This is a genomic window from Kitasatospora sp. NPDC056181 (genome assembly GCF_042266225.1).
GTDB lineage: Bacteria > Actinomycetota > Actinomycetes > Streptomycetales > Streptomycetaceae > Kitasatospora.
Window position 1 is genome coordinate 42,897 of sequence record NZ_JBHJUK010000027.1, and the last position, 14,213, is coordinate 57,109.

General features: G+C 71.9%; 13 protein-coding genes. 7 read left to right on the forward strand and 6 right to left on the reverse strand.

The features are described from left to right. Positions 1–30: 30 nt before the first annotated feature. From ACFC1F_RS13535 to ACFC1F_RS13560, 6 genes are all read right to left on the reverse strand, one after another. Entirely contained in the window at positions 31–2,256 is a 2,226-nt protein-coding gene (locus ACFC1F_RS13535; protein WP_376157938.1) for a tetratricopeptide repeat protein, read from the reverse strand. Then, on the reverse strand, positions 2,253–2,702 hold the full coding sequence (locus ACFC1F_RS13540; protein ID WP_376157941.1) for a hypothetical protein: 450 nt from the start codon (positions 2,700–2,702) through the stop codon (positions 2,253–2,255). Before ACFC1F_RS13540 ends, ACFC1F_RS13535 begins: the two co-directional genes overlap by 4 nt. 159 nt (positions 2,703–2,861) lie before the next feature. Then, positions 2,862–3,182: a hypothetical protein gene (locus ACFC1F_RS13545; protein ID WP_376157944.1), complete on the reverse strand. Its 321-nt coding sequence runs from the start codon at positions 3,180–3,182 to the stop codon at positions 2,862–2,864. 159 nt (positions 3,183–3,341) lie between these two features. After that, positions 3,342–3,599 carry a hypothetical protein gene (locus ACFC1F_RS13550; RefSeq protein WP_376157946.1) on the reverse strand — a complete coding sequence of 86 codons (258 nt, stop codon included), beginning with the start codon at positions 3,597–3,599 and terminating at the stop codon, positions 3,342–3,344. Positions 3,600–4,389: 790 nt separating this feature from the next. Next, positions 4,390–5,037 carry a nuclease-related domain-containing protein gene (locus ACFC1F_RS13555; RefSeq protein WP_376157949.1) on the reverse strand — a complete coding sequence of 216 codons (648 nt, stop codon included), beginning with the start codon at positions 5,035–5,037 and terminating at the stop codon, positions 4,390–4,392. Positions 5,038–5,548: 511 nt separating this feature from the next. Next, positions 5,549–6,265 (reverse strand): SDR family NAD(P)-dependent oxidoreductase, encoded by a 717-nt coding sequence (locus tag ACFC1F_RS13560; RefSeq protein WP_376158012.1) that lies wholly within the window; start codon positions 6,263–6,265, stop codon positions 5,549–5,551. A gap of 129 nt (positions 6,266–6,394) precedes the next feature. Here ACFC1F_RS13560 and ACFC1F_RS13565 point away from each other — a divergent pair, with 129 nt between their 5' ends. The 7 genes from ACFC1F_RS13565 (at position 6,395) to ACFC1F_RS13595 (ending at position 14,159) form a co-directional block, all read left to right on the forward strand. Continuing rightward, positions 6,395–6,967 carry a MarR family winged helix-turn-helix transcriptional regulator gene (locus tag ACFC1F_RS13565; RefSeq protein ID WP_376157951.1) on the forward strand — a complete coding sequence of 191 codons (573 nt, stop codon included), beginning with the start codon at positions 6,395–6,397 and terminating at the stop codon, positions 6,965–6,967. 30 nt (positions 6,968–6,997) lie between these two features. Beyond that, entirely contained in the window at positions 6,998–7,714 is a 717-nt protein-coding gene (locus ACFC1F_RS13570) for a VIT family protein (RefSeq protein ID WP_376157954.1), read from the forward strand. 209 nt (positions 7,715–7,923) lie between these two features. Continuing rightward, positions 7,924–10,470, forward strand: coding sequence for an ATP-dependent Clp protease ATP-binding subunit (locus ACFC1F_RS13575; protein ID WP_376158016.1), 2,547 nt, complete (start codon positions 7,924–7,926; stop codon positions 10,468–10,470). A 175-nt stretch (positions 10,471–10,645) separates the two neighbouring features. Next, entirely contained in the window at positions 10,646–12,007 is a 1,362-nt protein-coding gene (locus ACFC1F_RS13580) for a sensor histidine kinase (RefSeq protein WP_376157957.1), read from the forward strand. Next, positions 12,004–12,681: a response regulator gene (locus ACFC1F_RS13585; RefSeq protein WP_376157959.1), complete on the forward strand. Its 678-nt coding sequence runs from the start codon at positions 12,004–12,006 to the stop codon at positions 12,679–12,681. The genes ACFC1F_RS13580 and ACFC1F_RS13585 overlap by 4 nt, the downstream gene beginning before the upstream one ends. A gap of 429 nt (positions 12,682–13,110) precedes the next feature. Continuing rightward, positions 13,111–13,407 (forward strand): SHOCT domain-containing protein, encoded by a 297-nt coding sequence (locus ACFC1F_RS13590; protein ID WP_376157961.1) that lies wholly within the window; start codon positions 13,111–13,113, stop codon positions 13,405–13,407. Continuing rightward, a complete protein-coding gene (locus tag ACFC1F_RS13595; RefSeq protein WP_209413418.1) occupies positions 13,404–14,159 on the forward strand; it encodes an ABC transporter ATP-binding protein in 756 nt (251 codons plus the stop codon). Before ACFC1F_RS13590 ends, ACFC1F_RS13595 begins: the two co-directional genes overlap by 4 nt. The last annotated feature ends 54 nt before the right edge of the window (positions 14,160–14,213 follow it).

Genomic DNA, 14,213 nt, shown 5'->3' on the forward strand with positions numbered 1-14,213 from the left:
GCGCACTTCCTATTGGTTCCCGAGTGGCAACTAGCGTTGTATATCTAACGCCTCATCGGACATGCGCCTGACCTCGCCCCGCCAGTGGGCGAGGTTGCCTTGGGTGATGAGGGTGTCGGGGTGGTCCGGGCCCAGCACCCGGATCCGATCGCTCAGCAGCTCTGCGAGGGCCGTGGCGGCGCCGCCCGGATCCCCTGCCTCGCCCCGCAAGCGGGCGAGTCTGGCCCGGGTGGAGAGGGTGTCGGGGTGGTCTGGGCCCAGCACCCGGACCTGGTCCTTCAGCAGCGCGGCCAGAGCGGTTGCGGCGCCGGCCGGATCGCCTGCCTTCCCCTGCCAGTGGGCGAGGTTGCCCCGGGCGTACAGGGTGTCGGGGTGGTCCGGGCCAAGTACCCGGACCTGGTCGTTCAGTAGCCCGGCATAGCCTTTCGTGGCGCCAGTCGGGTCCCCAGACGTTCCTTGCCAGTGGGCGAGGTTGGCCCGGGTGGAGAGGGTGTCGGGGTGGTCCGGGCCCAGTATCCGGATTTGGTCGTTCAGTAGCTCGGTGAAGCCTTTTGTGGCGCCCACCGGATCCCCGGCCCTCCCTCGCAGGGAGGCGAGGTTAGCCTGAGTGGTGAGGGTGTCGGGGTGCTCTGTGCCCAGCACCTGAACCAAGGCGGGCAGCAGGTCGGCGAAGGCCGCCGTGGCACCAGCCGAATCCCCCGCCGCGCCTTGCCAGTACGCGAGGGTGCCCCGATGGGCGAGAGTGACGGGGTGCTCCGAGCCGAGATGATGGGTCGCGACGGTAGTGAGGTGGTGGAAGTGGTCGCGGGCTGCTGCGGCCTGGCCGCTTTCGCCGAGGCTGCGGCCTATCCGCTGCAGCACCAGGTGCTCATGCGGTCGGTGCAGCTCCTCGTCGGCGCAGGTGATTAGAGCGGCGGTGTTGGCGCGCAGCGCTGCGGCGAGGGCGGTGTCGCGTTCGATCGCAGGCCAGACGGCGATCAGAGCGTCGGCGGCGGTGCGGGCGAGTCGCTGGTGCTGGTCGGGAATGAGGGTGTCGCGTACGGCGCGTTGGATGAGCTGGTGAACCCGGACCGCATGGCGTTGGTCCCGGGGGGTGTGATCAATCAGGCTGAGTCGGTTCAGTGCCCGCAATGCCTGTGCCGCCTGGCCGGCTGTGACTTGGGGACCGACACCACGGTGGCTGGTTAGGTGCGCTAGAGCGGGCTCGCTGGTCAGAACATCGGTGGGGATTCCGTTGGGATCCAGAAAGGCGGCGAGCTGGAGCATGGGCTGGGCTAGTCCTGCGGGGCGCAGGGCATCAGCCCGCTCGATGGACAGAGCCCATGCGGCGGCCATGGTGTGGGTTTGGCCGTCAGGGAGTGCTTCTGGGGAAGCGTCGGTGAGCGTGGTGGCGCGGTCGGCGAGCAGGGCGCGATAGTCGGCGCAACTGATGTCGGCGTCGACGAGGTAGGCGGCGGCTTGAGCCAGGGCGAGCGGCAGGTGGCCGAGGTCCTCGGCGAGGCCGGCGAGCTGCTGCTCGGGTTCGTGGCGCTGGTGGGTGGCCAGGGCGTTGGTGAGGTAGGCGAGCGCTTCGGCTGGTATGAACAGGCCGACCTCGATCATGCGTCGGTGGTGGCCGGTCAGGGCTGCATCCTTGCGGCGGGTGGTGGCCAGGGTGCGCCCGGTGGGGCTGGTCGGCGGCCATAGTCCGTGCAGGTCGGCAGGGTCGGTGACATCGTCCAGGACGATCAGCCATCGGCACGCTGGCCGCTGGGGGGCGGGTTCGAGCCAGGCAAGGAATGCCTCGGCGGCGGCCTGCGGGTCGGTGGGGTCGGCGGCCAGGAGCGCGGTGGCGGCCTGCGCGTACCCAGTCACTGCGGCGCTGCGGTTGCTCGCGGTGATCCACACCAGCACGTCCAGCTCGCCCGCCTGCCACACCGTGCGAGCGTAGTCAGCGGCGAGCTGGGTCTTACCTACCCCGCCCATCCCGACCAGTACTCCTCCCGTCGGTACGGCGTCTGCGGACTCGACGACCGCCGTACCTCCGGAGGCCAGCGCGGTCTTGAGCCAGGCTGTCTCTGCCCGGTCGCGAAAGCAGTCGGCCCGCGGCGGAAGCACGCCTACCTGGTGAGGCCACCGCACGGGCGTGCGGGGTGGGCTGTGGAAGTAGTTGTGCTGTTGGCTGTAGTCGCCGTACTGGCCGGCTATATCGCCGGTGAATGCGTTGGTGATGTTCTGCGCGGCGATGGACCGCTCACCGGCTGCCTCGTTGCTCACGCACTGGCCCCCTGGCGGGCCGGGGGCCAGGTGAGCTGGGTGTGATCACCTGTGATGGCGGTGCCTATGGCGTGGGCGGCGACGGAGCGTTCTCCGGAGGCGGTGATGGTCACCGACCCGGAAGCCGGCGTGGGGAGGAGGGCGGCGAGTTCCTTGAGCAGGTCGGCGTCTTCGCGGATGGCTCGCTTGATCTGATGGCGCAGTGCGGCTGTGGCGTCGGGGTCGTCGGTGTCTTCGGCTGCTTCGTGGATCGCGGCTTCGAGGGCGGCTTGTTCCCGTTCTGTGCGGCGGCGCCAGACAGCTTGCAGGAAGCGCCGGCCGAGGTTGGCGGTCGCTTCTGCGGCACTGTCTTCGGCCCGGGCCAGGGCGACCCCGCCGTAGGCGCTCATGGCTGCTGTCAGGTATGGGCTGGCCTGCTCGACCAGCTGGACGATGTCGCCACTCACGTCAGTGCCTCCGCCTCGCCCATGGAAGGTTTATGACGGAGCGTATGGGAGGTGGTCCCGGCGAGTGGAGGGTTCCTCGAAACCCCAGGACCAAGGTTCAGCGGGACATCTGTGGGACCGCCAGTCAATCCTGGGGAAGGTGGCAGCTCAAGGCAGCTGTCATGCGTAGAGCCGTCCGCTGTTCAGCTCCGCCTGGTTGCGTTGCACCCGGACGAGCCGGTTCGCCAGGTCGACGTCCCGCCGGCGGAGCGCGGCCAGCTCACCGAAGCGGAGCGTGGTGAACGCGGTCAGCAGGACCAGGGCCCGCCGGCGCGGTCCGATGGCGTCGGCGACGGCGAACGCCTCGGCCACGGACAGGACGGGCCGTTCCGGGACGTCGTAGGTGTCGGCGCCCTTGATCCGGCACGGGTTGCGCTGGATCAGCTCGTCGTCGAGGGCGGTGTTCATGATGCCCCGCAGCAACTGGTACGCCTTGACCACCGAGGGCTCGCCGGCCCCGTTCTCCAGGAGGGCGGAGAGCCAGGAGCGAACCCGTGCCGGGGTGATCTCGGCGAGCGTCCGATGACCCGGAAACGTGCCGGCGGCGCGATTCGCGTCGTCGCTCCGTCGTTTTCGAGCTCACCACCAGGTGGCCTTGACCTACTGTGACGGGCTCGCAGTAACCCGGAACTGGCCCATCGCTCCGGCATAGAGCACTGCATCGCCGCTTGCGAAGATCACCCAGACTGCTGGCTTGCCAGCGACGGCCAGCTCCAGTTTGCGGCGAAAGATACCGTCGTCGGCTTCTGAAACAGGCTCGAAGGTCACGATGTTCTCATGATCCCAAGGAACCTGCCGGATGGCTTGCACCACTTGCCAGCCGCCGCTGATTGACGCTTCCAGTTGTATGAGTCCCATACTCCGATGCTCCGGCGCGCGGCGGTTATGTGCATCTGGGCCCGAGATCTGGACGTGAAGACGGTCCCAGGTGGGAAGTCCTGAGGCGGTCAGTCGACTCCGCCGCCTACCTCTGGCGTCAGGTGATGGCGCACGAGTGGCTGTGCCACAGGCGTGCCAGATCGGGCGGTATGTGGCGGTGGGTCGCGGGCGCCGAGGGCGCGATGGCCAGGGAACGGTCAGACCAGGCGCGCCGCAGGTCAGGGCGGATGCCCCACGCCAAGCCCTACAAGGCAGATGTCGGCGGTTCGAAACCGTCCGCGCCCACCGGCCCAAAAGGCCCGCAGCGATCATGCTGCGGGCCTTTTGCCATCTCGGGCTGACATCGGTGGCGGCGCTTGAGCAGCCGGTTCGTGTGGCCGAGCGCGTCGTGTTGAGTGTCCTGGCACTGCGTGGCTGTGGGGGCGTTCACGGCCAGCCCGGCCGGAGTCGCAGTCTCGTTAACGCGGTCCCTCTGCGGGGCGCCTGAGTCCGCCAGATGGCTCACTTGGGGGAGTCGGTCCCCTGAATTCCTCCTAAATGATCACGACGTTTATGCAGGTGCAGGATGCTGGCCAGGCGTGACAGTTTCCCCGGCCGGAGGGGTCGGCCAGGGAGGCCTGTGTCGAGGTGGAGGGATGGTCGTGCACCCCCTCGGCGTGCTCTCGGGTATCCGCCGTCCGCCCGCTCGGAGCGTTCCGGCAGGCAGTAGCGCCACGCGTGCGCAGGCACGACGGCCGGTCGCTCATCGGGGTGCTTCGGGCGAGTTGGGCTACTGGGCCTTCCTGTGGCGACTGCCGATCCGGCTCCAGACCTGGCGGTGTCGCGCGACTCTGAAGACCATGTCAACGTGCCTCGGCGCGAGCCGCGTTGGTGCCGACGGGAGGTTCGAGGCGATCTGCTCGCCTGCGACGACGAGCACGGACGACGCCCCGCCGTGGCTGATCTTCCGGGCGCCGACCACGGCGATGACCGGGTGGACCGGTACCTCGAACCCGCACCACTCCTCCAGCAGCCCCGTCGTTCGCGAGGCTTCGAACTCGGCGTTCGCCAGGTAGGGGAAGCTGTTGCGGTTGACGCTGACCATCTTGTCGCCGACCCGCACGGTGGCGTCCGGGTGGTGCTTGGTGTTGATCGTGAAGACGCCGGGCGGGCCGATCACCACATGATCGATGTCGGACCCACTGGGCAGCGGAACGCCGTGCAGGACCTTCCACCCCGAGGCCCTCAGCGGCTCCAGGGCGGCTCCGACGATCCGTTCGCCCTCCAGTCCCAGGAGCGTCGTCGGGGTGGCGAGCGGGTTCCGGGTCACCTTGGCCACCAGGCGAACCCAGATGTTGTGTGACTGTTCCTCCTGCCGGAGCATGCTTTCCAGCCCGGCTCCGGGGGCGTTCAGCGAAAGGTCGTCCTCATCCCGCATCGGCGGCAGGAACGGCGTACCGGCCCGTTGCCGCGACGCGGGCACCCTGGGCGGCGTCGGCACGGTTGCGCCTCCACGGCGTCTGACGGTCCGCGGGGGCACGGACTGTCCGTGGACAGCGCACCACTCTTCGACCTTCGCCAGTGCGGCAGCCTCGGACGCGGGGTCCTGGACCTCGATCACGCCGGTCAGGCAGTCGAGCCATGCGACCGAAGCACCCCGGGAGTCGGCTCTGTTGACGTACAGCCGCCACCTGCCGGGCTTCCGCCATGGCCTGACCGACAGTTCCTCCACGCGGCTCCGCCCTCCCCGGCCCAGACGCATGACGCGTACGCCGTAAGCCCTACGCCTGACACCTGGTCAGCATGCCCGGGCGGCGCGGTTCGCGAACGCCGCCGGCCGGTAGGGGAGGGGCGAGGTTCGGCCACATCGTCCGCGCCCACGCTTCCGGGATGCCCCGGAGACCGTACGGCCTCCGGGGTTGCCTGGCATTGCGCGGTGGGGGCCGGGGTCAGCGGGAGGTGTGGGCGCCGCCGTTGAGGTGGAGGGTCTGGCCGGTGAGGTGGCGGGCGCCGGGGGAGGCGAGGAAGTGGGCGGTGTGGGCGATGTCGGCGGGGGTGCCCGGGCGGTTGGTGTGGGTCTCGGCGATGAGGGCGGTGCGGCGTTCGGGGGTGAGGGCGCCCCGGAAGAAGTCGGTGCCCTCGACGTAGCCGGCGGCGATGACGTTGGCGGTCACGCCGAGCGGGCCGAGTTCGGCGGAGAGCGCGGCGTTCCATGCGGCCAGGGCGGCTTTTGCCGCGCCGTAGGCGCCGCCGCGGCGTTCGGCGCCGATGGAGCCGATGCTGATCACCGAGCCGCCGGGCGCGAGTGCCGGGCGGACGGCGGTGGTGGTGAGGACGGCCGTCAGGAGGTTCTGGGCGAGGTTGGCCTGCCAACCGGCGAGCAGGGCTTCGAGCGGAGGGAGGTCGTCCGGGGCGGGGCCGGGGAGGCCGCCGGCGGCGTTGACGAGGACGTCGAGTTCGGGGAGGCCGGCGGCGAGTTCGGCGACCTGGGCGGGGTCGGTGGCGTCGCAGACGACGCCGCGGGCGGACAGGTCGGCGGCCGTGCGTTCGACGGTGTCGGGGTGCCGGCCGGTGAGGACGACCCGGTCGCCGGTGGCGGCGAAGAGTTCGGCGACGGCGCGGCCGATGCCGCTGGTGCCGCCGGTGACGAGCACGGTGCGCGGCACGGTGTTCGTGCTGGCGTGCGGCGTGACGTGCGGCGTGACGTGCGGCGTGGTGTGCGGGGTGGTGCGGGACATGTGACTCCCCCCGGAAGTATGTTTAGGTCTAAACGTAGCAGGAGGGTGGTGTGCGCGATGGTGGAGAGCAACGCGGCCGGGATCACTGCGGCCGGGATCGCCGCGGCCTGGCAGCGGGAGCGGCCCGGGACGCCGACCGGATCGATCGAGATCGTGACGCCGATCTGGTGGCTGGCGAAGGTGTTCACGGACGACCGGGGCCGGGCCCTGCGGGCGGCCGGGATCGACGCGGCCACGCTCGACCTGCTCTCGGTGCTGCGCCGCTCGGGGGCACCGTACACGCTCACCACCCGGGAGCTGGCCCGCCGCACGCTGGTGACGGCGGGGGCGATTTCGCAGCGGGTCGCCCGCGCCGAGCGGCAGGGGCTGGTGGCGCGGGCGCCGGAGGAGGCGGGCGAGGGCGGGCGGCGTGCCGTCCTGGTGTCGCTGACGGCGGACGGGCACGCGTTGGTCGAACGGTCGGTGGACGTGGTGCTGGGCCGGGAAGCCGAACTGGTCGGCGGGCTGTCGGAGTCGGAGCGGGAGCAGCTCGTCGGACTGCTGGGCAAGCTCCTGGCGGACGTGCGGCGGCGTGCGGCCGCAGGCGGGCAGGGAGACCATCGAGGGGCTGAGGAGAGCGCCGAGCAGTGACGGGGAGTGGTCCTGGATGGGCGGCGGTCCGTGGCGGTGACGAAGCCCGACGAGGGCGGCAGCAGCCGGGCCGAACTGTCGTCGAGGCTCAACTGGCTGCGTGCGGCCGTGCTCGGCGCCAACGACGGCGTGGTGTCCACGGCGGGCATCGTGACCGGTGTCGCCGGCGCGTCCGGGTCGCGGACGGCGCTGGTTGCGGCGGGTGTGGCGGGGCTGCTGGCCGGGGCGATGTCGATGGCGGCCGGGGAGTACGTCTCGGTCAGCACCCAACGGGACACCGAGCAGGCCGCGTTGGCGAAGGAGCGGCGCGAGCTCGCGGAGGACCCGGAGGGTGAGCTGGACGAACTGACCGACTTCTTCCGCGGCAGCGGGCTGGACGACGGGCTCGCCCGCGAGGTGGCCGTGGCGCTCACCGAGCGGGACGCGCTTGCCGCGCACGCGCACACCGAGCTGGGAATCGACCCGAAGGCCCTCACCAACCCCTGGCAGGCGGCGGTCGCCAGTGCCGCGGCCTTCACCCTGGGCGCGCTGGTGCCGCTGCTCGCGGTGCTGATCCCGCCGGAGTCCTGGCGGCTGGTGGTGACGGTGCTCGCCGTCCTGGTGGCGCTCACCGCGTCGGGTTGGACGAGTGCCCGGCTGGGCGGGGCCGGGGTGGTCCGGGCGGTGCTGCGCAACGTCGCGGGCGGCATGCTTGCGATGGTCGTCACGTACAGCGGGGGCGTGCTGCTCGACCACTTCACGGGCTGAGACCCACATGCGGTGAGGCACGTACGGGGTGAGGCCCGCCTGCGGTGAGGCACGTACGCGGTGAGGCACGCATGCGCTGAGCCATGCATGTGCTGAGGCAAGCACGCGGTGAGGCACCGGGCCGCCAACGGATCGTCCCGGGAGGCGGGTGAACGGGGCCTGTGTTTGTGTGGGCTCAAATCGTTTGGGAGAGGTGATCCACCGTGACGATGCCCCCGTTCGGGTCGAACGATCCGTTCTCCGACCTGCTCAGCCGGTTCTTCGGCATGAGCCCGCTGGCCTCCCCGCCGGCGGTTCAGCGGGTGCCGATCGGGCGGATGTTGAGCGAGTCCTCGCAGGAGTTGCTGGCCCTCGCCGCGCACCGCGCCGCCGAGGACGGGAGCAGGGACCTCGACACCGCGCACCTGGTCTGGGCGGCCACCCGGGTGGAGCCCTCACGGCGGATGCTTGAGCGGGCGGGGGTCGATCCGGACCGGCTCGCCGACGACCTGAGTTCCGGGCTGCCGACCGGGACCGCGGAGGTCGAGCGGGACGGGCGGCCCGCACTCACCCCCTCGGCGAAGCGCGCGCTGCTCGCCGCGCACGCCCGGTCGCAGGCCGCCGGCGCCTCCTACATCGGGCCGGAGCACATCCTCGGCGCCCTGCTGGAGGAGGAGCGCTCGGGCGCGGGCACTGCCCTGCGCAACGCGGCCCCCTCGCAGGAGGCGCTGCGCACCGTGCTGGACGGGCGCGGCGTGGGCGGTGAACGCAGCAGCACCGGCGCGCACCCGAGCCAGACCCCGACCCTGGACGAGTACGGCCGGGACCTCACCGAGGAGGCGCGCTCCGGCCGGCTGGACCCGGTGGTCGGGCGGGCCGAGGAGATCGAGCAGACCGTCGAGATCCTCTCCCGGCGGACCAAGAACAATCCGGTGCTGATCGGCGAGCCGGGCGTCGGCAAGACGGCGATCGTCGAGGGCCTGGCGCAGCGGATCGTCTCCGGGGAGGTGCCGCAGAGCCTCAGGGACAAGAGGGTGGTCACCCTCGACCTCACCGCGCTGGTGGCCGGTTCCAAGTACCGGGGTGAGTTCGAGGAGCGGTTGAAGAGCGTGATCGACGAGGTCACGGCGGCCGAGAAGAGCGTGATCCTCTTCCTGGACGAGCTGCACACCGTGGTCGGCGCGGGTGGTGGCGGCGACGGCTCGATGGACGCGGGCAACATCCTCAAGCCGGCCCTGGCCCGGGGGGAGCTGAGTGTGGTCGGCGCCACCACGCTGGACGAGTACCGCAAGCACGTCGAGAAGGACGCCGCGCTGGAGCGGCGGTTCCAGCCGGTGCTGGTGCCCGAGCCGACCGTCGGGGAGACGATCGAGATCCTGCAGGGGCTGCGCGACGCGTACGAGGCCCATCACCAGGTGCGCTTCACCGACGAGGCGCTGGATGCCGCCGCGACCCTCTCCGACCGGTACGTCAGCGACCGGTTCCTGCCTGACAAGGCGATCGACCTGCTCGACCAGGCCGGTGCGCGGGTGCGGCTGCGCAGTCTGAGCGGTTCGACCAAGGCGATGCCGGTTGAGGAGCGGATCAGCAAGCTGCGCCGGGAGTTGGAGGAGGCGGTCGCGGACGAGGAGTTCGTGCGGGCGGCCAACCTGAAGACCGAGTTGCGGCAGACCGAGGACGAGCTGGCCGCGATCGCCGAGGGCCGCGAGGAGGTCGTCGAGGTCACCGCGGACGACATCGCGCAGGTGCTCTCGCGGCGGACCGGCATCCCGGTCGCCGAGCTGAACGCGACCGAGCGCGAGCGGCTGCTCAAGCTGGAGGAGCACCTGCACCGGAAGGTCATCGGGCAGGACCAGGCGGTGACGGCGGTCGCCCAGGCCGTGCGGCGCGGCCGGGCCGGGATGGGCGACCCGGAGCGGCCGACCGGTTCCTTCCTCTTCCTCGGCCCGACCGGCGTCGGCAAGACCGAGCTGGCCAAGGCGCTGGCGGAGCTGCTGTTCGGAGACCCGGACCGGATGATCCGCTTCGACATGAGCGAGTTCCAGGAGAAGCACACCGTCTCCCGCCTGGTCGGCTCGCCGCCCGGGTACGTCGGCTACGACGAGGCCGGCCAGCTCACCGAGGCGGTCCGCCGCAAGCCGTACAGCGTGCTGCTCTTCGACGAGGTGGAGAAGGCGCATCCGGACGTCTTCAACCTGCTTCTCCAGGTGCTGGACGACGGGCGGCTGACGGACGCCCAGGGGCGCACGGTCGACTTCCGCAACACCGTGGTCATCATGACCAGCAACATCGGCTCGCAGCGGATCCTCGACCACGCGGGTGACGTCGACGAGATCAGGGACGACCTGATGAGGGACCTCCGGGCGCAGTTCCGCCCGGAGTTCCTCAACCGGATCGACGAGGTGATCGTCTTCCACGCGCTCACCCGGAAGGACCTGCTCCAGGTGGTCGATCTGATGCTGGACCGCAGCCGGCGCCGGCTGAAGGCGCAGGACGTGGGGCTGGAGGTCACCGAGGAGGCCCGGGAGTGGCTGGTGAACCGGGGCTACCGGCCGGAGTTCGGGGCGCGGCCACTGCGCCGGACCATCCAGTCGGAGCTGGACAACAGGGTCTCCAACCTGTTGCTGGACGGCAGCGTGCAGGAGGGTGACACGTTGATCGCGGGGGTGGACGACGGGGAGCTGGTGGTGACGCTCGCCCGGCCGGAGGCCTCGGCGACCTTCGATGAGGCGGAGGCGAAGGCGAAGGTGGAGGCGGACACGAGGGTGGAGGGGTAGAGGGGAGCAGCAGCCGGGAGTAGAGCTTGCGTTCGGGCGTACTCCCGCGGGAGTACGCCCGAACGCAACTCCGGGGTGACGCGGCCGGGCGTGTGCGGGGTCTAGCCTTCCGGGCATGACGCCGCGTACACCTCGGCCGCCGTCGGCGGGTTCCGGGCCGCCGGAGGAGCACCCCGTGCCGGGAGAGCACCCCGCGCCGGGCGGGTCCCGCTGGACGCCTCCGGGCGGGTTCGGCGCGCCCCCCGGCGGGTTCGGCGCGCCTGCGGGCGGGCTCGCCGAGCCGTGGCGTCCGCCGTGGGTGCGGGCCGCCAAGGCGGGGTGGCCGGTGGCCGCGGCGATCGTGGTCGCGGTGGTCCAGGTGGTCGGGTCCTCCGCGGCCGCGAGGCACCAGAGCGGGCGGGTCCCGCTGGACGCCTTCGGCTACCTCCTGCTGCTGCTCGGGCCCGCGCTGCTCGTCCTGCGCCGCAGGTGGCCGGTGGCGGTGGTGGCGGGCACCTCGCTGGTCACGGCGGTGTACGTGACCGCCGGGTACCCGTACGGGCCGGTCTTCCTGAGCTGGGTGGTCGCCTGCTGTACGGCGATCGGCTCCGGGCACCGCCGGGCCGCCTGGGCCGGGCTCGGCGGGGTCTACCTCGTCCATGCGCTGGTCACCTTCGCGGTACCGGCCGACTGGCAGCGCGCGGCGCCGTCGACGATCACCTGGTGGCAGGAGCTGGCGCTGATCGCCTGGCTGCTGTTGGTGGTGTCGGTCGCCGAGATCGTGCGGTTCCGGCGGGAGCAGATGGCCGCCCACCGGGAGTACGAGCAGCAGCTGGCGCAACGCCGGGCCAACGAGGAACGGCTCCGGATGGCGCGGGAGTTGCACGACATCCTGGCGCACAGCCTGTCGCTGATCAACATCCAGGCCGGGGTCGCGCTCGCGCTGATCGACAGACGGCCGGAGCAGGCGCGGACGGCCCTGACCACGATCAAGGCGACCAGCAAGGAGGCGCTCGGCGAGGTCCGCCAGGTGCTCGGGACGCTGCGGGCGCCCGGGGCGGCGGCGCCGCGCGGCCCGGCGCCCGGGTTGGACCGGCTCGACGAGCTGACCGAGCAGGCGGACAACGTCGGGCTGGCGGTGGAGGTGCACGAGAAGGGCAGCCGGCGAGCGCTGTCCGCCGGCATCGACCTGACGGCCTTCCGGATCGTCCAGGAGGCGCTGACCAACGTGATCCGGCACTCGATCGCCCGGCAGGCGGTCGTCGTGCTGGACTGGACGGATCCCGACGCCCTGGTCGTCGTGGTCGCCGACCCGGGCCCGGCCTCGCCCGGTGACGCGGGCGGGTCGGGAAGTGGGCTGGCCGGGATGCAGGAGCGGGCCGCGGCGTTCGGCGGCGGCATCACGGCGGGGCCGGTGGCGCCGTCCGCGGGCGGCGGGTTCCGGGTCCGGGCGGTGCTGCCGACGCGGCCGGAGGGCGCGCCGCCGGGGTCCGCAGGCGAGTGGCCGGGGACCTCGGGAGCGGGCCCGGGGACCACCGATGAGAGGGAGGGTGCGTGATCCGGGTACTGCTGGCGGACGACCAGCTGCTGGTACGGGCGGGGTTCCGCGCGCTGCTCGACATGCAGGACGACCTCACCGTCGTCGGCGAGGCGGACGACGGCGAGGCCGCGCTCCGGCTGGCCCGCGAACTCCTGCCGGACGTCGTCCTGATGGACATCCGGATGCCCCGGATGGACGGGCTGGAGGCGACCCGCAGGATCGCGACCGACCCGGCACTGACCGAGGTCCGGGTGGTCGTGCTGACCACCTTCGAGCTGGACGAGTACGTCTTCGAGGCGCTGCGGTCGGGGGCGGCCGGGTTCCTGGTCAAGGACACCGAGCCGGCCGAGCTGCTACGGGCGGTCCGGGTCGCGGTCGCCGGGGACGCACTGCTCTCACCCGGGGTGACGCGCCGTCTGATCGGCGAGTTCGCGGCCCGCTCGAAGGCGCCGGAGGCGGCGGCGACGGGCCTGACGGACATCTCCGTGCTCACCGAGCGCGAGCGGGAGGTCCTGGCGCTGGTCGGCATGGGGCTCTCCAACGAGGACATCGCCCGCCGGCTGGTGGTCAGCCCGCTGACCGCGAAGACGCACGTCAGCCGGGCGATGGTGAAGCTCGGTGCGCGGGACCGGGCGCAACTCGTCGTGCTGGCCTACGAGTCGGGTCTGGTGCGGCCGGGCTGGCTGGGCTGAGGCGCGGCCCGGATTCCTGAGGTGGGGCCCGGTGCCTTGTGGTGCGTCCCGGTGCCTTGCGGTGCGTCCCGGCATCCGAGGTGCGGCCGGGCCCTTGAGGCGGGGCCCGGCCCCTGCTGCGCGGTCCGACCCTCCGGACCGCCCCCGCGGGTGAGCACGCCCTCTGCCACCTCACTACCTCCGGTGCTCCTTGTCCCGCCACCCCCACTTCTGTCCTGCCCGTACTCCCCGCATCCCTGCGGCGCGGCCTTCCGTACTCCCACGGGAGTATCCCGACTGCCGCTCCCCGGAGGACGCGGGAGTAGCTCCCCCGGCGGGAGGCTCAAAGCACTTCGGGAACCGCCCCGAGGTCGCTTCGGGAACCCTCCCGAGGTCACCTCGGAGCAGTCCCGAGGCCCCTGAAGCCAACCGCCGAGGAGATGAAGCACCATGAACACGCTGCTGGCCGACCACGACGGGCACTGGCCGGGCCCCTGGATCCTGCTGATCCCGCTGGCCTGGGCCGCCGTGGTGTTCCTCGTGATCGTCCTCCTGCGCCGGACGGTCTGGCGCCGGGGCTGCGGAGGCGGCCCGGACCACCCGATGGCCGTACTGGGCCGCCGCTATGCCGAGGGCGACATCGACGCCGACGAGTACCGCGCCAAGCGGGCCGTGCTGACCGAGACACGCCGCACGCAGGAGCGCGGCTCGTTCGGCGGCGACTACCGAGGGGGTGCCGGGAAGTGACCACCCTCGATGTCGTACGCGGCACCGCCGCGCGGGTCGCCGACGCCGTCAAGATCTACGGCGTCGGCGGAACGGAGGTCCGGGCGCTCGACCACGTCACGGTCGAGTTCCCGGCCGGACGGTTCACCGCGATCATGGGCCCCTCCGGGTCGGGCAAGTCCACCCTGATGCACTGCGCGGCGGGGCTGGACACCCTCACCGCCGGCAGCGCCTACATCGGTGACACCGAGCTGGGCCCGCTCGGCGACCGGCGGCTCACCCTGCTGCGCCGGGAACGGATCGGCTTCGTCTTCCAGGCGTTCAACCTGGTGCCCACGCTCACCGTCCGGGAGAACATCACCCTCCCGCTGGACCTGGCCGGCGCGGCGCCGGACCAGGCCTGGCTGGACGCGCTGATCGACGTTGTCGGCCTCGGCGACCGGCTCCACCACCGCCCGAGCGAGCTCTCGGGCGGCCAGCAGCAGCGCGTGGCGGTGGCCCGGGCGCTTGCCGGACGGCCGCAGGTGGTCTTCGCCGACGAGCCGACCGGGAACCTCGACTCCCGCGCCGGCGGCGAGGTGCTCGGGCTGCTGCGCCGCGCGGTGGACGAGATGGGGCAGGCGGTCGTCATGGTCACCCACGACCCGATGGCCGCCGGGCACGCCGACGAGGCGCTGTTCCTCGCCGACGGCCGCCTGGTCGACCGGATGGAGCGGCCCACCGCCGGCGGGGTGCTGGACCGGATGAAGGCCTTCGAACGGGGGCGGTCATGAGCGGGCGAAGCGGTCGGACGACCGAGGTGTGGGAAGGGGCTCACACCCCTGCGG

Bases quoted from the DNA above. Each gene is read 5' to 3' on its own strand.
- ACFC1F_RS13550 (WP_376157946.1), bottom strand. From the start codon at position 3,599: ATGGGACTCATACAACTGGAAGCGTCAATCAGCGGCGGCTGGCAAGTG.
- ACFC1F_RS13555 (WP_376157949.1), bottom strand. From the start codon at position 5,037: ATGCGGGATGAGGACGACCTTTCGCTGAACGCCCCCGGAGCCGGGCTG.
- ACFC1F_RS13565 (WP_376157951.1), top strand. From the start codon at position 6,395: ATGGTGGAGAGCAACGCGGCCGGGATCACTGCGGCCGGGATCGCCGCG.
- ACFC1F_RS13575 (WP_376158016.1), top strand. From the start codon at position 7,924: ATGCCCCCGTTCGGGTCGAACGATCCGTTCTCCGACCTGCTCAGCCGG.
- ACFC1F_RS13590 (WP_376157961.1), top strand. From the start codon at position 13,111: ATGAACACGCTGCTGGCCGACCACGACGGGCACTGGCCGGGCCCCTGG.